Annotated in this window: 14 protein-coding genes; 4 read left to right on the plus strand and 10 right to left on the minus strand. The window is 45.9% G+C overall.

Annotated features, from left to right (window positions below; translation table 11 throughout):
- Window positions 1–114: 114 nt before the first annotated feature.
- The 3 genes from QUB61_RS17010 to cobU all read right to left on the minus strand — a co-directional run bounded on the left by QUB61_RS17010 (window position 115) and on the right by cobU (window position 3724).
- Window positions 115–2184: an AarF/ABC1/UbiB kinase family protein gene (locus QUB61_RS17010; RefSeq protein ID WP_333128525.1), complete on the minus strand. Its 2070-nt coding sequence runs from the start codon at window positions 2182–2184 to the stop codon at window positions 115–117.
- A gap of 264 nt (window positions 2185–2448) precedes the next feature.
- Window positions 2449–2871, minus strand: a complete 423-nt coding sequence (locus QUB61_RS17015) for a hypothetical protein (RefSeq protein WP_333128512.1) — start codon at window positions 2869–2871, stop codon at window positions 2449–2451.
- Between the two features lie 277 nt (window positions 2872–3148).
- Window positions 3149–3724 carry a bifunctional adenosylcobinamide kinase/adenosylcobinamide-phosphate guanylyltransferase gene (cobU, locus tag QUB61_RS17020; RefSeq protein WP_333128514.1) on the minus strand — a complete coding sequence of 192 codons (576 nt, stop codon included), beginning with the start codon at window positions 3722–3724 and terminating at the stop codon, window positions 3149–3151.
- Window positions 3725–4486: 762 nt separating this feature from the next.
- Here cobU and QUB61_RS17025 point away from each other — a divergent pair.
- Together QUB61_RS17025 and QUB61_RS17030 are read left to right on the plus strand one after the other, a co-directional pair.
- Window positions 4487–5458: a glycosyltransferase family 2 protein gene (locus tag QUB61_RS17025; protein ID WP_333128527.1), complete on the plus strand. Its 972-nt coding sequence runs from the start codon at window positions 4487–4489 to the stop codon at window positions 5456–5458.
- A 101-nt stretch (window positions 5459–5559) separates the two neighbouring features.
- Window positions 5560–6516, plus strand: a complete 957-nt coding sequence (locus QUB61_RS17030) for a glycosyltransferase family 2 protein (RefSeq protein ID WP_333128516.1) — start codon at window positions 5560–5562, stop codon at window positions 6514–6516.
- A gap of 133 nt (window positions 6517–6649) precedes the next feature.
- Here the strand turns inward: QUB61_RS17030 and QUB61_RS17035 are convergent, their stop codons facing one another.
- The 5 genes from QUB61_RS17035 to QUB61_RS17055 form a co-directional block, all read right to left on the minus strand.
- Complete coding sequence (locus QUB61_RS17035) at window positions 6650–6904, minus strand: hypothetical protein (protein ID WP_333128518.1); 255 nt, start codon at window positions 6902–6904, stop codon at window positions 6650–6652.
- Window positions 6905–6996: 92 nt separating this feature from the next.
- Window positions 6997–9228 (minus strand): hypothetical protein, encoded by a 2232-nt coding sequence (locus QUB61_RS17040; protein WP_333190059.1) that lies wholly within the window; start codon window positions 9226–9228, stop codon window positions 6997–6999.
- Entirely contained in the window at window positions 9229–10560 is a 1332-nt protein-coding gene (locus QUB61_RS17045; RefSeq protein WP_333134897.1) for an ATP-binding protein, read from the minus strand.
- 25 nt (window positions 10561–10585) lie between these two features.
- Window positions 10586–10807: a hypothetical protein gene (locus QUB61_RS17050; protein ID WP_333134899.1), complete on the minus strand. Its 222-nt coding sequence runs from the start codon at window positions 10805–10807 to the stop codon at window positions 10586–10588.
- Between the two features lie 440 nt (window positions 10808–11247).
- Window positions 11248–12045, minus strand: coding sequence for a cation diffusion facilitator family transporter (locus tag QUB61_RS17055; RefSeq protein ID WP_333134902.1), 798 nt, complete (start codon window positions 12043–12045; stop codon window positions 11248–11250).
- A gap of 44 nt (window positions 12046–12089) precedes the next feature.
- Here QUB61_RS17055 and hpsU point away from each other — a divergent pair, with 44 nt between their 5' ends.
- The gene (gene hpsU / locus QUB61_RS17060) at window positions 12090–12767 is read left to right on the plus strand and encodes a hormogonium polysaccharide biosynthesis acetyltransferase HpsU (protein WP_333134903.1); all 678 of its coding nucleotides are present in this window, start codon (window positions 12090–12092) and stop codon (window positions 12765–12767) included.
- Between the two features lie 88 nt (window positions 12768–12855).
- Here the strand turns inward: hpsU and QUB61_RS17065 are convergent, their stop codons facing one another.
- Together QUB61_RS17065 and QUB61_RS17070 are read right to left on the minus strand one after the other, a co-directional pair.
- Window positions 12856–14184: a response regulator gene (locus QUB61_RS17065; protein ID WP_333134906.1), complete on the minus strand. Its 1329-nt coding sequence runs from the start codon at window positions 14182–14184 to the stop codon at window positions 12856–12858.
- Between the two features lie 5 nt (window positions 14185–14189).
- The gene (locus tag QUB61_RS17070; protein ID WP_333134908.1) at window positions 14190–19766 is read right to left on the minus strand and encodes a PAS domain S-box protein; all 5577 of its coding nucleotides are present in this window, start codon (window positions 19764–19766) and stop codon (window positions 14190–14192) included.
- A gap of 757 nt (window positions 19767–20523) precedes the next feature.
- Here QUB61_RS17070 and QUB61_RS17075 point away from each other — a divergent pair.
- On the plus strand, window positions 20524–21999 hold the full coding sequence (locus tag QUB61_RS17075; protein WP_333134910.1) for a mechanosensitive ion channel domain-containing protein: 1476 nt from the start codon (window positions 20524–20526) through the stop codon (window positions 21997–21999).
- Window positions 22000–22094: the final 95 nt, after the last annotated feature.

The following is a 22094-nucleotide window of genomic DNA, read 5'->3' on the forward strand; positions in this document are numbered from 1 at the left end:
ACCTTTACCAGCAGCTAAAGCAGCAGCTTAATATGATAAACGCAGACGGAATTCCATCTGCGTTCATCTGTGTTTATCTGCTAATATCTGCGGTCAAAAAAACGCCCAATCCAACTACTTCGCCGCAGGTAAAGACAACTGAGGCGAAGTTTTAGGATAGCTTCCATTCTCAGAAATCACAGCCGGTTCCTGCGACACCAAAAACTCGCGAATTAGTCTAGCAACTGCTCTTTGAGCTAAACCGCCGACTACTTTCTGCCCCATATTCTGCACTTCTGGTTTCACCAACAACTGCGGAAGTAGCTGCAATACTTTCGTCCCGTCAAAACCCGGAGTTGATTGCAAAATATCCCAAATCCGTTTGATGTGTTCTAGATTATTTTTTTCCGTTGGTGAAACCACAGGTTGATTTGCCTTGACTCCAAACCATTCGCCCACGACTGCTTTGGCGTTAGCAAAAGCATTGCTCGAAAGTGTGTCGAGACTTTTGACTAATTCCAGGACAATACGATCGCGAATGAAATCTCCTCTTTCGGAAAATAAATATTCTAAAGCTTGGTTCAAGATTTGGCTGACATCGTAATCCTCGCTCTCGCGGGCATTGTTGAGCAAGTTTTCTAAGCGGTTCCAGCGGAATTCCCCGTGTTTGAACAACAAGTCTTGCAGGGATGCTCTCAATTCCGGTGCGGGGTCGCTCAACAGCCGTTTTGCTACGTAAGGATAAGCTTTGCTCAGCACTTTGAATTCAGGATCTACATTAATGGCAATCCCTTCTAAGGTAACGAGCGATCGAATAATCAAAGCATAGTAAGCTGGAACTCGGAAAGGATATTCGTACATCACCGCCGAAAGCTCGTCAGTAATGCTTTTGAAATTTAGTTCAGCAACGCTAGCACCCAAAGCATTGTTAAAAACGCCCGCCAAAGCTGGAATAATTGGCGTCAAATCCGTGTCTGGTGTTAAAAACTCCAACTTCACGTAATCTTTTGCCAAACCTTCAAAGTCGCGGTTCACCAAATGCACTACAGCTTCTAACAGGCCGTACCGCTGATAAGGTTTTACTTCGCTCATCATCCCGAAATCGAGATAAGCCAACTGACCGTCAGGAGTTGCCAAAAGATTGCCGGGATGCGGGTCTGCGTGAAAGAAACCGTGTTCTAGAAGCTGTCTGAGAGAACACTGCACCCCTACTTCAATTAAGTAAGGAGCATCAATTCCTTGAGCCTTGACTGCGTCTAAATTAGTGAGTTTGACCCCGGTGATCCACTCCATTGTTAAGACGCGGCGGCCGGTATATTCCCAGTAGATGCTGGGAACGTAAATGTCTTTGATGTGACCGTATAGTTGGGCAAACCGTTCGGCATTTTGACCTTCGTGGGTGTAGTCCATTTCTTCGTAAATTCGCTCGCCCAACTCGTCCATAATGCCTGCGAGGTCGCTGCGAATTATTTTGAAGTTTTTTTGTGCCCAAACTGCAACCCGCCGCAGGATGTAGATATCTAAGCCGATGTTCTCGGCTAAACCTGGTCGCTGCACTTTGATTGCGACTGTTTCCCCGGTTTTGAGTTTGCCTTTGTAGACTTGTCCCAGGGAAGCTGCGGCGATCGGATCTGGTGTGATTTCGGCGTAAATTTCCTTTGGGTGGGCGCCCAATTCTTCTTGGATGAATTGATATGCTACTTCGTTAGGAAACGCTGGCAATTGGTCTTGCAGCGTTGTTAGTTCTTCTAAATATGCCGGCGGTACTAAGTCGGGCCGTGTTGAGAGTGCTTGTCCTATTTTGATGAAAGCCGGGCCGAGTTGGCTGAGAATTTCTCGCAGTCTGGCGGCGCGACGCTTTTGGTTGGTGGCCCTGTTGCCTGTTTTGCCGTCCAACCACACACTGAGGGCAAAGCTAAAAAATGTCCAAACAACGCTCGACAGCCGTCCCCACACTTGCAGGGGGCGATTTCGGTACAGGGCGGAGATCGCCACAGGATCGTAGCGCACAGCATCTCCTGCCAACTCGTAAGCTATGTCTCTGGCTGATTTGAGCTGTTCGGGAGTTGCTGTCGCACTCTCTAGTTCTACTTGTACTGCTTGCAGGGGAACTGTTTTTACCTCTTGGAGATTGCCGAGTGCAGGGTGAGTCCCTGAATTTGAGTAACTTAGGGGGGTGGCTGGCGATACCGTCTTGACATCCATAAAACTCAGACCTGTGAAGCATTGTAAAGACATTGTAACAATTTGTTGCCTTCTCACCACTGCTTTGAGGCATAAAACCGAAGGCAGAAGGCAGAAGTCATTAGTCATTAGTCATTAGTCATTAGTCATTAGTCATTAGTCATTAGTCAGGAGGATAAAGGATGAAGTCCTATTCTCCCCATCTCCCACTCTCCCACTCTCCCACTCTCCCACTCTCCCCCTCTCCCACTCTCCCCCTCTCCCACTCTCCCCCTCTCCCCCTCTTTATTCGCCGCCGGCTTTGAAGAGTCGATCGCGAATTCCTGACAATTGCGATTGGGTGGACACGGGCGATCGAGGTTGGGGCATTTCGGTATCGGGCCAGTTCGGTAAGTCGTAACAGGGACAGCACTCCGGGGCCATTCCGGCATCGCGGAACACTACGGGCATAGCGCAGCGCGCGCAGGCACTGATTTCCCATGCTGGTGTCAGCAGTTGGGCAATTGTTTCGTTTGTGCCTTGCAGGTAGCAGTCTCCGCTGTCGGGCGAGAGGATTTTTTGCCAGCATTCTTCAAATTCGCTGCTGTAGCGATCGCCCGCAATTACCGATTTGGGCAGCAGCGCTTCGGAACCATTGCGAATTAATACTTTTTTGCCTAACTGAAACCAGTAAGCAATATATTTTCTCACTTCACTCTCTGATGCCATAATTTTTAGTCAACCCGTTAACTAATTGGTGATTTTAGACTTTCAATTGGAAATTTGCACTCTTTCTCAAGAGACATTTTATATTTTACATTTTTTCAAATTTTGGCTATTCCTCGTGTCAAATTGTTGTGCGGGTTGCCCGAGAGAGTATGCTTTTTGAGTGATTTATGTGAGTATTGAGTTTTCAATCTTAGTTAGGATCGTACCTGATTTTTAGTTAAAATTGTCGATCGGGAAACCGAGATTTTTTCTCCCTTGTCAATTGCGACTCCGGCTGTTAATTTTTCCCAGCAGGCGGCAGCGGCGTACCCAGAGAGCTCAGATTCAAGGCGTAACCGCCGGTGGCGAGATAAACAGTATCGGCGATCGCCCCGATCAGGCGCACGAGAGTACCGAGGCGATCGCGAAACAGCCGCCCCGCCGGATAAGCAGGCACAACGCCCCATCCGGTTTCTTCCCCTACCAAAATTACATCGGCCGCCGCCGACTTCAAACTAGCGAGCAAATCTTGCTGCGCAGTAGCCCAAACTGCCGCTTCTTGTTCCAAAAGATTCGCCGTCCAAGTTCCCAGCGAATCAATCAAAAAGCAATCCGACGGCAAGCCTGCTCGCACAACGGCCGATAATTCGATCGGCACTTCTAGAGTTGTCCAGTTGATTGGACGGCGCTTTCGGTGCTGTTCGAGGCGGCGGAGCCACTCCCAATCGGCTTCATCAACCCGGCCGGTAGCCACATAGATTACTTGTTTTCCCGAACCCGCAGCCAGAGTTTCGGCCCATTCACTTTTGCCAGATCGGGCCGGCCCAGTTACTAAGATTAATTGTCTCGATGCAGTTGGTTCTGAGTTAGTCATTAGTCATTAAGTAGGTAAGCGCAAAAAAACAATAATATCTTGTAGGGTCAATCGATTTTAGATTTGAGATTTGAGATTTGAGATTGAAGCATTGACAAGGCCCAAAAACGGATACCGTGCCACGTACTTAAGTCGTGGAAAGATAAAAATTTTAGAGCCTAGTTCAAGCTCCCAGATTTATCTGTGGGGTAAATCTAAAATCTCAAATCTCAAATCTCAAATCTCAAATCGACTGACCCCACGGATAAATTCGGGGGGCAAGTTTCATCGGATACAGGTTTTTTATTTCTGGACGGATGAATCCGGGGGCTTGTATCCTGGATGCTTTCGGTCAAGTAGGGATCCGTTTAGCCTAGGATCTATACTACGAGAGAGTTGATGAGTGCTCTCACCAGCCCCTCCATGTAATGTTTATTTCTACCCACTTACTTAGTAATTAGTCAGCAGTTAGCAGTCAGTCGATTTGAGATTTGAGATTTACTCCACCGATCGATCTGGGAGCTTGAAGTTGAGTCTAAAAAATTGGGCGGAGCGCGAATCCTGTCGGAAACTTGTATCCGTTTTTGGGGGGGGTCACATACTAGGGGTTAAACACAATTGGCAATTCCCAGTTGCCAATTGCCAATTGCCAATTCCCAATTCCCAATTACCAATTATGATTTAAACTGCCAACTACCAAATGCTTTTTAAGCGATAATAGCATTGATGAGACAATATCAGAGTAAGTCGATCGCTCTCCCAGCATTTGCCAAGCTGTTATTTATGCCACAACATCCTCAGATATCAGCGATAATTTGCACCCACAACCGTCACACCTATCTAGGTGCTGCGATCGACAGCTTGCTGATACAGGATTTTCCCGACAACTTTGAAGTAGTAGTAGTGGATAACGCTTCTAGCGATTATGCCAGCCCGGAAAGTTCCACTTCGCGCACCCGGGAGGTGGTAGAGGCAAGACTGGGCGATCGCCGCCTCAAGTACGTCTGGGAGCCCGAAATCGGGCTGTCAGTAGCCCGGAACACCGGCGCAAAGGAAGCTCGCAGCGAAATATTAGCTTATCTCGACGACGACGCTGTTGCTGAGCCGAATTGGCTCAGGGTGCTGCACAGCGCTTATCAAAGCAATCAAAAACTCGCCGTAGCTGGTGGCAAAGTCAATTTGCTCTGGCCTTCGGGAGTCAGCCCGCCCGAATGGCTGTCACCGGGATTGGCCCAGAACTTGGGAGTTTACGATTTGGGGGAAAGTTGCGTTTGCGTGACTGCTGCCGGTTTGACTCCCAGGGGTGTAAACTACTCAATCCGGCGCACTTTTCTCGAACAAATTGGCGGCTTCGATGTCAAACTCGGTAGAGTCGGCACCAAATTGTTGTCAAATGAAGAGTTGCGGGCCACAGAATTAGCTTTAGAGTTAGGTTGGCAAGTAGTTTATCTACCCGAGGCCCTGGTGCTTCACAATGTCGCCACAGAACGGCTCAACAAAGCTTGGTTCCTAGAGCGCGGGTGGTGGCAAGGCATCAGCGAGTGTTATCGCGAACAATTGTCCGATCGAGCCGGTATTGCTCAGCTTGGGCGAGGGGGTGAAAGAATATTGAGGGGTGTCTGGAAGTCTTTAAAATATATTAGAGATCCGGGGCTGCGTTTTGAAAATTTCGTTTTTGCCTGGGGTCAAATCGGTTATTTGAGCGCAGCCATCCGCGGGCTGATTTTTGCACCGAAATTGACCAGCAGGCCTTAGGCTATAGGCAATATCCCTCGCTGCTCAAGTTGTCGGCGCGGCTGTGCAGATCGCACTTCATCTACAAAAACTCGACCGCATTCAGGTTCAAGCACTCGATTATGACATCTAGTTCATCCAAGATTCCGGTTTCAGTTCTCATTCCGGCAAAAGACGAAGAACTTAATCTACCTGCGTGTCTGGCCAGCATTGCCAGGGCCGATGAAGTTTTCATGGTTGATTCCCAAAGCAGCGATCGCACGGTAGAAATTGCCATCAGCACCGGCGCAAAAGTAGTGCAATTCTACTTCGACAACCGCTGGCCGAAAAAGAAAAATTGGTCTTTGGACAATCTGCCCTTTCGCAACGAATGGGTATTAATTGTCGATTGCGACGAGCGCATTCCCCCGGAACTTTGGGACGAAATCGCCAGGGCGATCGAAGACCCCAATTTTGACGGCTACTACCTCAACCGCAAAGTCTTATTTTTAGGTCAGTGGCTGCGTTACGGCGGCCGATATCCCGACTGGAATTTGCGTTTGTTCAAGCATCAAAAAGGCCGTTACGAAAATCTCGGCACTGAATCCGTCCCCAATACTGGCGACAACGAAGTTCACGAACACGTCATTTTAGCCGGTCAAGTCGGCTACTTAAAAAATGACATGATCCACGAGGATTACCGCGATTTATTTCACTGGATAGAACGGCACAACCGCTATTCTAACTGGGACGCTCGCGTTTATTACAATATTCTTACGGGTCGCGATGACAGCGGCACTATTGGCGCTAACCTATTTGGAGATGCAGTGCAGCGGAAACGATTTCTCAAAAAAGTTTGGGTGTGGCTGCCTTTTAAACCAATGCTCAGATTTTTTTTATTTTACTTCCTTCATTTAGGCTTTTTGGATGGGAAAGCTGGCTATATTTATGCAAGGCTATTGAGTCAGTACGAGTATCAAATTAATGCAAAACTTTACGAGTTGCGTTCTTGTGGCGGTCAGTTGAATCTGGCACAATCTCAGCCGCCTTTGTCGCCCTCAGTAGTTATCAGTCAGGAGACTGAAGTTAAATTGCCGTGAGAATATCTGTTAGTCAGCTTGGAGTGGACGAAAGTTCGTGTAGGCGCGGTTTCAACCGCCGAGTCCCTCTTAGTCTCAAGCGAGAGGGACAAAAGTTTGTGTAGACGCGATTTCAACCGCCGGGTTTGTTGAGCTAATTAATACTTAACTGAATGCCACTAGCTAAGATACCTAAAATTTTACCTAAATCGTTGATAAAATATTCCACTAAATCAATTTCGATCGTCTGTTGTGTTAATTTCATAAATTTCCAGTTAGTACCGGTGGTAACGGTACCGTAAATCACAGGAATTTCGTTGCCTTCATTTTCATTAAAAATTTGCGCGGCCAACATTTCTGCTACGCATTGTCCCAAGCCAGCCAAAATATTTTCTTTTTTAGCTTCCACGACGGTAATAACTGGCGCACTAACAAATAAAAGTTCAGGTGATTGACTGATGATAAAATCACAACTGCCGTTTAATCCTTATTCTCTGCTTTCTATCCCCTAATTCTGTCAGAGTAGGCTGTTTCTAGATTATTTTGCGTGCTAGCCCAATTTTCGGGAAAGGCTTCGCGGGTGTAGACGGTTAATGCAGCAGTGAAAGATGCGATCGCCATTTCGATATTCTCTGCTTTTTCTCCCCTAATTCTGTTAGAGTAGGCAATTCCCAGATTATTTTGCGTGCTAGCCCAATCTTCGGGAAAGGCATCGCGGGTGTAGACGGTTAATGCAGCAGTGAAATATGCGATCGCCATTTCGATATTCTCTGCTTTATCTCCCCTAATTCTGTCAGAGTAGGCAACTCCCAGATTATTTTGCGTCCTAGCCCAATCTTGGGGAAAGGCATCGCGGGTGTAGACGGTTAATGCAGCAGTGAAATATAAATATGCGATCGCCAGTTCGATATTCTCTGCTTTCTCTCCCCTAATTCTGTCACAGTAGGCAGAAGCCAGATTATTGTGCGTCTGAGCCCATTTTTCGGGAAAGGCATCGCGGGTGTAGACGGTTAATGCAGCAGTGAAATATGCGATCGCCAGTTCGATATTGTCAGCTTTCTCTCCCCTGATTCTGTTACGGTAGGCTTCTCCCAGATTATTTTGCGTCGCAGCCCAATATTCGGGAAAGGCATCGCGGGTGAGGACGGATAATGCAGCAGTGTAAGATGCGATCGCCATTTCGATATTCTCTGCTTTGTCTCCCCTAATTCTGTTACTGTAGGCTGCTGCCAGATTATTTTGCGTCCCAGCCCAATATTCGGGAAAAGCTTCGCGGGTGAGGACGGTTAATGCAGCAGTGAAATATGCGATCGCCAGTTCGATATTCTCTGCTTTATCTCCCCTGATTCTGTTACTGTAGGCATTTGCCAGATTATTTTGCGTCCTTGCCCATTTTTCGGGAAAGGCCTCGCGGGTGCGGACGGTTAATGCAGCAGTGTAAGATGCGATCGCCAGTTCGATATTCTCTGCTTTATCTCCCCTAATTCTGTTACTGTAGGCTGCTGCCAGATTATTTTGCGTCGCAGCCCAATCTTGGGGAAAGGCATCGCGGGTGTAGACGGTTAATGCAGCAGTGTAAGATGCGATCGCCATTTCGATATTCTCTGCTTTATCTCCCCTAATTCTGTCAGAGTAGGCAACTCCCAGATTATTTTGCGTCCTAGCCCAATCTTGGGGAAAGGCATCGCGGGTGTAGACGGATAATGCAGCAGTGTAAGATCCGATCGCCCTTTCCAAGTTACTCGCACGATCGCCTTGAGGATATTGTTGGTAAAGATTCCCCAGTCGCCCCAAAGCAGCCGCCTCTCGCAGGCGATCTTTCAAATTCCTAGCAATTTCTAAAGACTGCTGATAGGGTTCAAATACCCGTTCCCACAATCCTAAGTCACGGTAAATATCACCTAACTGTAACAAAGTGTCCGATTGCGCCTGGCGTAAGTTCAATTTTTCTTGTAAGGCAACTGACTTGTCAAAGAAATGAATTGCCCGATCGATCTCCTGTGAATAATCCTCTGCTTGGCGCGTCTTTACCCGATTTGCATAAGCATTAGCAACTCGATTGTATAGGGTTGCTAATGCAGGAGTTTCCCTAGCTTGTTTCTCCAGATTTTCAACCTGTTCTAACAGTTCATCTAGGGGTAAACTCAGTCTTCTCTCTGGATCGATCAGCAGAGAACTTTCCCCAGCCCTGTTAACCACACCCGTTTCTGGCACCGCAGGCGACACAAATCGAAATACCCCACTCCGCCAACTCCAAAAATCCGGCGCTTCCAGACTCAAGCGACTCAGAATATTTGGTGTTACCCAAAGTACGATCGGAAAAGGAAACTCCCGCAACCCCTCCCGCGTCCATTGCAAATAGCCGAAAAAACGCCTTAACTCGGACTTATGGTTAGAGTCAGCTTGTGACACACTATCCCTCAAAGCCTCCGTTCCCGTTACAGTAATTGCGGCTGATGCGTGGGGCGCTTTTAACTCTGGGCGATCGTTGACAAGTTCCTCCAACGCCGCTCTCAGGCTAGGTTCCTTTTGATTCAAAACCGCGCGATAACAGGGGATATGGGCAGCAAGTTCTGCCTCGTAACGATTAATAATCTGGGTTTGAAAATCTCCCGGTTTACAGGAGGCAATCAACAATGACAATACACCTTGACTTGCTTCAATTAAAGAAACAAGGCCATCGTAACTATCCTCATTCATCGATCGAGCGTCCACGATCTCACTGTTGAGCATTTACCCCTCCGATCCAATTAGTCCGCGCCGCTGCAATATTTCCTGAACTACTGGATGGACTCCAAACCACAAATCGTCGTTGCGATATTCTAAGATGTAGAGCGTGTGCAATAAATCTAGGAAATCCTGATCCATCCCATCTTTGGGTAAATAATTTTGGTAGACATCCACTAGAATTTGATAGCGGTTTTGTCCCAAGGGTTCTGTTAAATTAATCCGATATTCTTTAATAGCGTTTTTCAAAATCTCAGATGTAATTATCAAATCTTGCTTGTCGGGTGTGCGGCGTAACTGCTTCAAACATAACCCACAGCACTGACTAGCCAAACGAATAAATTCTCGCAATGCACCACCACTTTTGACGATCATCATCTGAGTTGCTTCCGGTTCAATCAACTCCTTGGGGATTCGCCTGTAAAGAATTTGCTCAAATACTTTTACCGCTTCTGGGACAGGAGAGGCATTTGGAACTCTATCTTCTCCACGGGGAAACAACTTTGTCGCCCACATGGATTGAATCTTATTATTGGTGGCATTCTGAATAATTCCTCGCAACGACAGATCTCGTGTCGCTGCCATTGGCATTGTATAAATAATCCTAAATTCAGGCTGAAATAAGGCACTAATATTATTTCGATAAACACGATCGACAATCTCTAGATCGAGTTTATCAAGATCGTCAATCACGACCATAATTTCTTGTCCGCACCCCGATTGAATCGCGCTAGCGATATCGTTAATGCGATCGACCAATTCGGAAATACGTCTCGAAAACTCAATCGTAATTTCCTCACGAATCACAGAGTTTGCTTTCAAAGTTGCTTTCAACTTGGCAAATAATTTCACAAACCAAGCATTTACACCAGCTTCTCCACTCGTTTGTACCTCAATGCTAGAATCAACTGAACTTCCCTCTGTTCGAGTATGTTTACTAAACCACTGATAAAAAGCATCTTTTGTTTTAGGACCGATTCTGATATGGCGTTCTTCTGCTGCTTCCATAAGCTTTACTGCCATAGCAAACAAAATGGTGACATGATTCACATCTGACATTTCAATCACGTCAGAGATTGAAAAGAACACTACAAAGTAGCGATTCTGGGTGTTCTGGCAAAATTGAGCCAGCAATGTCGATTTACCTGACCCACGATGCCCCGTAAAAATGATTTTGTTATTGTCTGGTGAGCAATCTTCAACCAAATGATCCAATTCTTCTAAAATCTCTGTGCCATATTCCACATGAAATTTATTCAGTTGCTCTCGGGTGATCAAAGGAAGTAACGGAAGATTCTGGAAGGCTGTTTGGAAGGATTCCAGCCGGTTGTTGGTCATAGGGAATATATATGGAGTATAACTCTTAGTTTATCACGATGCCCTGTAATCTCACCCCTCTACTGCTAATTCTTGGCTTTTCTTTTCCGGTCTCTGCCAACTGTGCCGCTACTTTTTTGCAAACTTCCACAAACCCCCAATCCAGCAATTCTAAATTATCTTGTAAAATCTGTGCTTCCTCACCGTTGGGGCAATTCAGCAGGGTGTCAATTAATTTCAGATAGGCTTGAGCGCGGTTTTCTTCCATTGTGTGGAGTTGTCAATAACGCCGCAGTTTATTTTATCATGATTAGGGGTGGGTTCTTGGGTTTACTTGACTAGATTTTGATTTTTTACCGCTGATGTGGGCGGATATACGCGGATGGACGCGGATGATGTGTTGTTATTTTATGGGTTTTTATAGGGAGGGAACAAGCTGTGTTTTGGCTGTGTTGAGTTGTTGACGAGATTTTGATTTTTTACCGCTGATGTGGGCGGATATACGCGGATGGACGCGGATGATGTGTTGTTATTTTATGAGTTTTTCTATGAGGGAACAAGCTGTTTTTTGGCTGTGTTGAGGTGTTAATTACGCGGCAGTTTATTTGGGCATGATTAGGGGTGGGTTCTTGGGTTCACTTGACAAGTTTTTGATTTTTTACCGCTGATGTGGGCGGATATACGCGGATGGACGCGGATTAAGAGAGGTTATTTTATGAGTTGTTCTAGGGATGGAAAAAGCAATTTTTCGGCGCTGATTTTTGGGCAATCGCAAGGTGGTTGGGTTGCGGATATTGCTGATACTTTGCCTAGCAGCATTTGGATGCTTTCGATTAGCAGGGGTAGGGTTAATAATATTATTGATGCTGATACTAGCAAGCTAATTAAGCCGTCCGCCCAATTCCAGTGCAGCCACGCTACGGCGATCGCAGCTAGAATTACTCCAACTGATGAAAATATGTCGGCGACTGCGTGCAGAAAGGCGCTTTTGAGATTTAAGTCGCCGTGACAGCAGGAATGCAAGCAACAAGCATTGATTGAGTTGATGCTTAAACCGACTATGGCGGTAATTAACATTGGGAGTCCTTCTACTTCGGGGGTTGGGGACTGCAAGCGGGCGATCGACTCGGCGGCTATCCACAGGGCGATCGCTACTAAACTGATACTGTTAATTAAAGCAGCAATGATTTCTCCTCGTTCAGGGATTGGCGATTGGGCGATCGTACAATCTACGGATTTGCTTTTGCCTTTGACTGAGGAGTACCAAGTGGCTGTCAAAGTTATTGCTAAAGCTGCTACATCTGAAAAAACGTGACCCGCATCTGCTAATAGGGACAAACTATGAGAATTAAGTGCGGCCATTAACTCTGCGACAAAAAAGCTGCTAAGCAGTACCAATGCTGTTTGTAAAAGTCGCACTTTGGCAATCTTGGGATTTGGATTCTCGCAATGTGCGATCGCCTTGGCGTTTTCAGAGTTAAAATTGTCCCTAACTGGAAATGTCATGCAGCAGTCCTTAAAGCTAAACTCGATTTTAATTTAAACATTAGATGACTTATTATACGCCAACTCCCGACCCGGAACCGCAAAAGCAGATCGCAAATTCCCCAAATCCTGAAATAAACGCTCATCCAATTAGCGACAATGGGCCAAATACTTTGACAGGTGAATCTTTGGTTGATTTGCAAAAATACAACCAATCAAATTTCGATCGGGGAAAGCCTGGTTGGCTAATTTTGCTTTGGTGGTTGGTGCAGGCGATAGCATTTCCCCTCACTCCACACCCTTTTAACGGTATCAGAAGCGGGTTGCTGCGGTTATTTGGAGCGAAAATAGGTCCCGGTGTGATTGTCCGCCCTACGGCTCGTTTTACCTATCCTTGGAAAATTGAAATCGGCGATTACAGTTGGATCGGAGATGATGTTGTATTGTACAGTCTCGATCGAATTGCGATCGGCAAACACTGCGTCATTTCTCAAAAAAGTTACCTCTGCACCGGCACTCACGACCCCCAAGACCCCGCCTTTGGCTTAATAACAGCTTCTGTGATCGTTAATAACGGTGTTTGGATTGCCGCCGACTGTTTCATTGGCCCTGGTGTCGAAATCGGTGCCAACGCTTTAATTGGAGCTCGCAGCAGCGTCTTTAAAAATATGCCTGCTGGCTTTGTTTGTACGGGTAATCCCTGTCGCCCGCGCGATCGGCGAGAAATTAACAAAAGTTTGTAGTATGGACTTCAAATTCTGTTTCAGCCGAAAAAGTCGAAGCCTTCATAACGATAGCTATCAATTGCCAAACAGACATTGCACCCGGAAGCTAAGCAGCTTGGCTAGCTTGTTGGCGAATAGGAATTTCAATGACGAATTCTATGCCCTTTCCTGATACAGGCTGGCAGTATAACCTGCCCCCATGCTTTTCAACGATAATTTGGTAACTGATAGATAACCCCAAGCCAGTTCCTTTACCGATAGGTTTGGTGGTAAAAAAGGGGTCAAATAGCTTCTGTCCTACGGTTTTGCAAACTCCCCGACCGTTGTCACTAATATGAATAGCAACCCAATTATCGTCAATTACTTTTGTAGAAATCTGAATGCGGTTCGGGTGTTGTTGGATTTCTGCAAAGGAACGCTGCTGGTTAGATTCATCCAAAGCATCAATGGCATTAGAAATAATATTCATGAACACTTGATTGAGTTGTCCGGCATGGCATTCAACTTGTGGAAGCTGACCGTACTCTTTTATTAGTTCTATCTCAGGATGGTCTGGTTTTGCTTTTAAACGATGATGCAGGAGGGTGAGTGTACTATCAATTCCTTCATGGATATTTACTGTTTTTACCTCTGCCTCATCCACGCGAGAAAAAATTCGCATAGACTTGACAATCTCCTGGATGCGCTGCGTTCCTAAGTTGATTGAGTTAAGAATTTTTATAAAATCTTCCTCCAGAAATTCCAGTTCTATTTCATCTATTGCTGCTTGAATCCGAGGGGTGGGCTTTACATAATCTTCTTGATAGAGCTGTATAATTTTTAGTAAGTTATGAGCGTACTGTTGGGCATAATCCAGATTGCCCGCTATAAAATTTATAGGGTTATTAATTTCATGAGCAATGCCAGCCGCCAGTTGCCCTAAGCCGGACATTTTCTCGCTTTGGATTAACTTAATTTGCATTTGTTGCAAATCCTCATATGCTTTGCTGACTTCTACAACTTTTTGCTCCAATAACAGATTTTTTTCCTCTAATTTCTCCGCTAGAACATGAAGCTTTAAATGCAGCTTGACGCGAGCTAATACTTCCTCCTGTTGGAAGGGTTTGGTAATATAATCTACAGCCCCAAGCTGAAACCCCTCAACTTTATTAGCCGTATCCGAGAGAGCAGTCATAAATATAACGGGAATGTGTGTAGTTTCTGGATTAGCCTGTAATCGACGACAGGTTTCAAATCCATCCATCTCTGGCATCATGACATCTAGCAAGATTAGATCTGGTAGAGCATATTTGACTCGCTCTAGTGCCATCTTTCCAGATTTTGCGACCCGAACTTCAAATCCTGCCTGACTTAAGGCATCAGATAAGACACCCAAGTTGGCTGAATTGTCATCAACTATAAGAATCGTACCATTTGGTTGAATTTCCGACTTCATAAACCTTACTTGTAGGATTGAATAAACCTTAAAATCTCTTCGTCTTGAAAGTCCTTTGCCATCTGATGCAATTTTTGAGCAAAGGGAATGTATTTGGGATCGATTTCTTCAAGTAATACCGCCTGCTTAACTATTTCTCGGAAATTTCCTTTCATGGCCAGCTCGTATAGTATTTCCATGGACGTAGCAGGCGGGGAAATTAGCTCATTGGTGTCTGAGCCGATCGCCAGTGGAGCTTCATTAGCTTCGTAAAGCCATTCCAACTCAAGATACTGTTGCAATTTTTGCAGGAGTTCCGTTGCTTGAACAGGTTTGGGAATAAAGGTGTTGGCTCCTGCCTCTAAACTTCTGTATTGATCGGTTTCAAATACGCTGGCAGAAGAGACAATAATGATCAGGTCTTTGAAATTTTCCGATTCTCGAACCCGCTTAATTAGCTCGAAGCCATCTACTTCGGGCATTAATAGGTCCGTAACGATTAAATCTGGCTGCACCTCTTGAATTTTTTCCCAGCCTTCCTGCCCATCGTTGGCTTCAGACACCTCAAAGCCGATCGGACTGAGCAAATTGCTAATTACCGAACGGTTAGCCCATTTGTCATCAATAACCACAATTTTAGGTTGGCGGTCTTTGATGCCGATAATCTGCCCGCGATCGTCGATTTGAGATGTTTTCACCCATTCCTCGGCTTGAGATATATTAGCATCGAACCAAAAAATACTGCCAACATTCATCTCACTTTGAACCTGAATGGTACTGCCCATTAGTTCTACAATCCTTTGGCTAATTGCCAGTCCCAATCCCGTGCCTTCCGTCTGCCGTCTGCGATCTCCTACCTGCTCGAAGGGCTGAAAGATAGCTTGGAGTTGATCTTGTGCAATGCCGGTACCTGTATCCCGTATTTCAAAGCGAATTTTTCCTTCTGCTGCAAAACTGACTATAAAAGTGACACTGCCCTCATCCGTAAATTTAATAGCGTTGCTTAAAAGATTAATTAACACTTGTCGCAAGCGTTTTTCATCCGCACAAATACCGATCGGGAGTTCGGGGCTTGATGGAAAATGGAAGTGAATTCCCTTAATTTCAGCTCGGATGCGACACATCTCTGCTACACCTTGCAGGAACGCCGGGAAATGAAAATCGGTGGGCATGAGTTCCACTTTCTGGGCTTCAATCTTCGACAAATCGAGAATATCATTGATTAAGGTCAGTAAATGGGAACCGCACTGATAAATAACATTAATGCGCGATCGCTCTTCTTCATTCAAGAATTTGGAACGCTGAAGAATCTGCGCGTATCCCATGATGCCATTAAGGGGAGTCCGCAACTCGTGGCTCATGTTAGCAAGGAATTCACTTTTTGCCCGACTTGCTGCTTCTGCTGCTTCCTTGGCTTTTGCCTGTACGATTTCTGTTTGTTTGCGATCGTGGATATCGGTACAAGTGCCAATCCACTCCCGGATGCTGCCATCTTCATCCAGAAGTGGTACCCCTCTAGCTTGAAAATAACGATAGTTTCCATCCGCAGAGCGGATTTGATATTCTATCTCTAACAGGGTTTTTGTTTGCACTGCTTCCATCCAGACCTGATTCGTTCGTTCCCGATCGTCGGGGTGAATTGCATCTAACCAACCCAAACCAACCATCTGAGCTTCGGTTTGTCCGGTGTAAGCTCTCCAACTCGGTAGATCCGGGGCTCTTCCTTCAGCATCCGCTGTCCAGACCATTTGGGACGTAGCAGCGATTAGCGAACGATAGCGTTCTTCGCTTTGTTTGATCGCATCTTCCGCTTGTTTGCGATCGTGGATATCGATGGAAGTGCCAACCCACTCCCGGATGCTGCCCTCTTCATTCAGAATTGGCACCGCTCTAGCTTGAAAATAACGATAGTTTCCATCCGAAGAGCGGAGTCGATATTCCATCTCATACAGGCTTTTCCTTTGCACTGCTTCGTTCCACACCTGAACTGTTCCTTCGCGATCGTCCGGGTGGATTGTATCTAACCAGCCATAACCAACCACCTCAGCTTCCGTTTGTCCGGTGTAAGCTCTCATACTCGGTGTATCCTCGCATCTTCCTTCCGGATCCGTTATCCAGACAATTTGGGAGGTGGCAAGGATTAGGGAACGATAGCGTTCTTCGCTTTGTTCGATCGCATCTTCGGCTTGTTTGCGATCGTGGATATCGGTACAAGTGCCAATCCACTCCCGGATGCTGCCATCTTCATTCAGAATTGGCACCGCCCTACCTTGAAAATAACGATAGTTTCCATCCGCTCCCCGGATTCGATATTGTATGTCATACATGGTTTTCGTTTGCACTGCTTCCATCCAGACCTGATCCGTTCGTTCCCGATCGTCCGGGTGAATTGCATCTAACCAGCCCAAACCAACCACCTCAGCTTCGGTTTGTCCGGTGTAAGCTCTCATACTCGGTATATCTGGGCATCTTCCTTCAGCATCCGCTGTCCAGACAATTTGGGACGTAGCAGCGATTAGCGAACGATAGCGTTCTTCGCTTTGTTTGATAGCATCTTCGGCTTGTTTGCGATCGTGGATATCGCTGCAAGTGCCAACCCACTCCCGGATGCTGCCCTCTTCATCCAAAATTGGTACTCCCCTAGCTTGAAAATAACGATAGTTTCCATCCGCTCCCCGGATTCGATATTCTATGTCATACAGGCTTCTCGTTTGCACTGCTTCCAGCCAGACCTGATTCGTTCGTTCCCGATCGTCGGGGTGAATTGCATCTAACCAGCCCAAACCAACCACCTCAGCTGCGGTTTGTCCGCTGTAAGCTCTCCAACTCGGTAGATCCGGGGATCTTCCTTCAGCATCCGCTGTCCAGGCAATTTGGGATGTGGCAACTATTAGCGAACGATAGCGTTCTTCGCTTTGTTTGATCGCATCTTCGGCTTGTTTGCGATCGCTAATGTCATTATTAATTTCGAGTTGGGCACAAGGCTTTCCTTCCCCGTCGCGCTGTAATGTCCAGCGACTTCCGACAATAATATGCCGGCGATCGCGGGTGGTGTGGTAAAGTTCTCCTTCCCAACTTCCGTCCTGGAAAAACTCTGCCAATACGGTTTCTAACGGTGTAGGGAAGACGGTTTCCAAGAATGTGTGAATGTACTGTCCTACTACTTCGGCTTTTGTCCAACCATAGAGCTTTTCTGCACCTTGGTTCCAGTAGATGATGCGGTCATCCATATCCCGAATAATGATAGCATCGCTAGCTAAGTCGAGCATTTCTAGCGTTTGGCGGAGTTTTTGCTCGGCTTGTTTGCGAGCGCTAATATCTCGTGTTGTGGCGATGACGCCGACGATGTTGCCCTGATTATCCCGCCAAGGAGCCTTGGTAGTGAAAAAGGTGGTGCTGGTTTCACCAGAAGAGACATCTTCCTCGTAAGTCTGAGCGATTCCTGTTGCGATAATTTGGCGATCTTTTGCCATAATTTCACGGGCAATATCCGGCGACCGTAATTCTAAATCATCTTTGCCGATGATTTCCTCAATTGGCTTGCCCAAGAAGTTTGCCAGATTGGAGTTAAGGGCAACATGACGCCCTTCCCGATCTTTAACCACAATGAAGTCGGGTGTACTTTCCAAAATAGAGTTTAGCAGTGCGTTGCGTTCGCGCAGATCCGCTTCGACTTGTTTGCGATCGTTAATGTTTCGTGCTGTGGCGATGATGCCGAGAATATTGCCCTCAGCGTCCCGCCAAGCGGCTTTTGTCGTTAAAAAATAACTGCTGCCGCTCTCACCATTAGAAACCTCTTCTTCGTAGGTTTCAGTAGTGCCTGTTTCCACGATCTGGCGGTCTTTTGCCATCATTGGAACGGCGCTAGCAGGGGGCAGCAGTTCCGAATCATCTTTGCCCAGGATGTCCTCAATCGGTTTACCATAAAAATTTGCCAGGTTGGAATTGACGGCAACATGGCGGCCTTGCCGGTCTTTCACCACAATGATGTCTGGCGTACTTTCCAAAATAGAGGTCAGCAAGACGTTGCGATCGCGCAAAGCTTCTTGAGCTTGGAAGCGATCGGTAATATCTGTATTAGCCCCAACCCATTCCCGAATTGAACCATCGGCGTTCAGAATTGGTACAGCACGACAACTCATGTAGCGATATTCCCCGTCATAGCGGCGCATACGAAATTCACCTTCATAGGGGGTTCGATTGCCAAGGGCAGCCGACCACGAGCTAGCAACGATCGCGCGATCGTCTGAGTGGATCGTGTCTAGCCAGCCCCATCCCTTGTAACGATCGAAGGTCTGTCCTGTAAATGCAGTCCAAGTAGGTTGCTCGATAGCCACGAAGCCGTCTGCATTGGCGATCCAAATAATTTGAGCGGTGGCTTCCGTCAAAGATCGAAATCGTTCTTCACTTTGTTTGAGGACATCTTCTGCGGTTTTGCGATCGCGAATATCCCGCGTAATACTGGCTATCCCTATAGGTTCATTAGTCTCTGGATGTTTAATCAGAAATAGGGTGTAATCTACCGGGATAGGTTGACCTGTCACGAAATGTCTGAAGCGGTAATCACTCCGCCAACCTCCCTCTTTCATCAGCGCAGGCAGAATAGACTGCTGTACAAAGTCCAGATCTTCTGCCATAAAGAAGTCGGTAATGTGTGTGGTTCTGGCTTCGTCCACACTACTGAGTCCAACTAAATCCAAACCAGCCTGATTCAGGAGTAGAGGGCGACCATCCATTGAGGCAACACCAATAAAGTCACGGCTATTTTCGATTGTTGTAACAAGCAATCGCCGTTCTTCCTCTGCTTTTTTGCGATCGCGAATATCCCGCGCAATAGTGGAAATAAACTCGACTTCGCCCGCTTCCGTTTTGTGGGCGATCAAAACCTGGGAGACTGGAACTTCTTGCCCATCGCGTGACAAAAATAGGATTTCACCAGCCCAGGTACCCTCTCGTAAGGCGATTGGAAAGACTTCGTCGCGGAATTTTGCCCTTGCCGAGGGAGCTAAGACAGAATTTATACTAAACTGAGATCCTGCTTCCTCTGGAGATATCCCCAGCATTTTCTGTCCGGCTTTGTTGAGGTAGATGTTATGCCCACTCGCATCTGCAACTCCTACTAAGTCGGAAGTTGCTTCTAGAATTGCCGTCAGTCGTGCCTGCTCTTTCTCTGCCCGCTTGCGATCGCTAATTTCAATCACAATAGCACCAACACCAAAAACCAGCCCATTTTCATCGCGCAAAGGATAGTAAGATGCTTGCCAGTAGCGCAGGATGCCTGGTTGTTTCGGCGTTTCACCCGCTACTTCATAGTCGAGAATTGGCTTGCCCGTATCCAGAATTTCTTGCAGCATTGGTTCCAGAGTCGCAGCCAATTCGGGCAGCACTTCACGCAACAACCTACCAATATGGTCTGCCACGCAAATGCCATTGAGTTCGGCCATAGCTTCGTTAATTTGGACGTACCGGAGTTGGCGGTCTAAAATCATCATTCCGGCATTCGCAGCAGCAAAAAAAGCCTCGAACTGGGCCTGTCGCAATACCTGTGCTGTTGTGCTCTGTTGCTGTGGCGGTTGGGTTTTCTCTGGTGGGAATTTGGTCATGGTGGCTCGTGCATTTCAGCTTTTATTCTACAACTTCTCTCCAATTGGGCGATCGCAACAAAAATCTTGCCTCCAATTTTGGTAATCAAGAAAACGTTCAGTAGCGCGACCATTAGGCTTAAAGTGATATTGATACCTGTGCTACACTATTTGCGTTTATTCTTAGGATGTATCGCCAAGCATTTATATTACTCATCAATTATATTGGTAGGAGGCTAACTATCTATTCTGGGAATGTTCTCAATTTCAGTTATATTCAGGAAAATTTTAGTGAGATATTTTCAGCTCTAGACAAAACTTACGCACTGGCACAGGGGTAGCAATATCTCTGGCACCAGTTAAAGTCATTGTCATACTTGGATATCTTGACATTTCTATTAAATCTTCATCTCCTTAATCCCTACTTAAGTTTATAACCGGACTTCAACAAAAAATCAGTGGCAAGTATGATAAAATCGAATAGGGTTAACTTTGACTCAAGCTAGTAGAGGGTTCTGGTCTTACGAAAAAGCGGCACACTAACCGCAGGCATGGGAAGACAATATATCCTAGAAATTGGCAAGAGGGATAACGGCGCACTCTGAGTAACCACACATCTATGTAAGGACTTCAGTTTTTTATTACCCTAAAAACAGGTCAAAAGTTCGTGGTAACGACTTCAGTCGTTTATTTTTCAACTTGGCACTAAGTACGTTAGTTCTTAGTGCCAAGGGCTTAAAAGTTGACTACACAAAAGTTATTTTATTCTCCAACTAAATTGAATACAATACCCGAAGAATTATTGACAGAAATCTCCCAAATTTTTACAGCGACCTTATTTAAAATAGGTGAGAATCCTGTATCGCTGCAGTCACTTGTGGAACTGATTGTATTGTTCATAGCTATCCTCCTCATATCGCGTTTTTTTACAGGCTTTCTTAAGGAACGCTTGCTCGTCAGACTGGGAATTGACGAGGGAAACCGGGAAGCGATCGCAGTAATTATTGGCTATTTAATAGTAGCTTTGGGAGCGATCGTCGCCATCCAAAGCATCGGCTTCAACCTCGCTTCTTTTGCAGTCGTTGCGGGGGGATTAGGAGTCGGACTCGGCTTCGGAATACAGGATTTAACAACTAATTTTGTCAGCGGCTTAACGCTGCTTTTAGACAGACCTGTGAAAGTCGGAGACTTTGTGGAATTAGAAGGATTAATGGGAATCGTCAAAAAAATCTCGATTCGATCGACCATCATCCAAACCAATGACGACTCCAGCGTCATAGTTCCCAACAGCAAAATGATTAGCGACAAAATTGTTAACTGGAGTTACGAAAACTCGCTACTCTGTCTGCGAGTTCCCGTAGAAGTAGCCGAGAATAGTAACCCGCTGCTAGTGACAGAAACTCTGTTAAATATTGCTTACGCGGAAGCGGGAGTTTTGTACGAACCGAATCCGAAAGTATTGTTTGTCGAGTTTGGCGATAATAGTTTTAAATTTGAACTTTTAGTTTGGACGGACAGGCCGACTCAAAGAGAAGTAATTAAAAGTTCTTTGAATTTTGCGATCGAGTACAATTTCCGCCACCAGCAAATCGAAGTTCCGTTCAATGACCGAGAAATTTATTTGCAAAATCCCGAAGTTCTATTGTCAAGGTTCAACAAAAAAGAAACGGCAACTGACATCACGAACAGTTCCTCAGAAAACGAGCAAAAAATGCCGATTTTTTCACAGGAACTGAAAAAGCGATCGCCCCTTAGCTGTTTGCTGCGAGAGGTGGAATACTTTGAAAATCTGACGGATCTCGAATTGCGGCTATTGATTGAAGTTGGATACCGCAAACGGCTGCGACCGCAAGAATTTTTATTTCGCGAAAACGACCCGGGAGATGCTTTTTACATGATTCTTTCAGGTTCGGTCGAAGTTTTTGTCGAAGCTATTGACAAACATCTGAATAACCTCGGTACTGGTGAGTTTTTCGGGGAACTTTCTTTGATGTTGGGAATACCCAGAACTGCTTCGGTGAGAGCTTTGGAAGAAACAATTTTGTTTGCGATTAATAAAGAAGGTTTCCAGAAAATTATAACTGAACAGCAGGATTTATCGGAACAAATTATTCAACAGATAGTCAAACACAAAGAAGAGTTAAGCGAGAGACAGCAGCAACTGCGAGAAATGGAATTGGTAGATGCAGCGGAAGACGATGAAAATCCTGTAGAATGGGTGAGAAAACGGCTAAAAAATCTATTTACTGTTTGAAATAATTTCTATGACGCGATTTAGGAATGAGAATTAAATAACTTCCACAAGTTTGTGGGATGGGCGTCCCGCCCGTCCAAAAAGGACGGGCGGGA

The organism is Microcoleus sp. C2D2, from assembly GCF_036702495.1.
GTDB lineage: Bacteria > Cyanobacteriota > Cyanobacteriia > Cyanobacteriales > Microcoleaceae > Microcoleus.

Coding starts and splice junctions, on each gene's coding strand:
- QUB61_RS17065 (WP_333134906.1), bottom strand. CDS start 14,184: ATGAAGTCGGAAATTCAACCAAATGGTACGATTCTTATAGTTGATGAC.
- QUB61_RS17055 (WP_333134902.1), bottom strand. CDS start 12,045: ATGACATTTCCAGTTAGGGACAATTTTAACTCTGAAAACGCCAAGGCG.
- QUB61_RS17010 (WP_333128525.1), bottom strand. CDS start 2,184: ATGGATGTCAAGACGGTATCGCCAGCCACCCCCCTAAGTTACTCAAAT.
- QUB61_RS17025 (WP_333128527.1), top strand. CDS start 4,487: ATGCCACAACATCCTCAGATATCAGCGATAATTTGCACCCACAACCGT.
- QUB61_RS17030 (WP_333128516.1), top strand. CDS start 5,560: ATGACATCTAGTTCATCCAAGATTCCGGTTTCAGTTCTCATTCCGGCA.
- cobU (WP_333128514.1), bottom strand. CDS start 3,724: ATGACTAACTCAGAACCAACTGCATCGAGACAATTAATCTTAGTAACT.
- QUB61_RS17050 (WP_333134899.1), bottom strand. CDS start 10,807: ATGGAAGAAAACCGCGCTCAAGCCTATCTGAAATTAATTGACACCCTG.
- QUB61_RS17070 (WP_333134908.1), bottom strand. CDS start 19,766: ATGACCAAATTCCCACCAGAGAAAACCCAACCGCCACAGCAACAGAGC.
- hpsU (WP_333134903.1), top strand. CDS start 12,090: ATGACTTATTATACGCCAACTCCCGACCCGGAACCGCAAAAGCAGATC.
- QUB61_RS17040 (WP_333190059.1), bottom strand. CDS start 9,228: ATGCTCAACAGTGAGATCGTGGACGCTCGATCGATGAATGAGGATAGT.
- QUB61_RS17045 (WP_333134897.1), bottom strand. CDS start 10,560: ATGACCAACAACCGGCTGGAATCCTTCCAAACAGCCTTCCAGAATCTT.
- QUB61_RS17015 (WP_333128512.1), bottom strand. CDS start 2,871: ATGGCATCAGAGAGTGAAGTGAGAAAATATATTGCTTACTGGTTTCAG.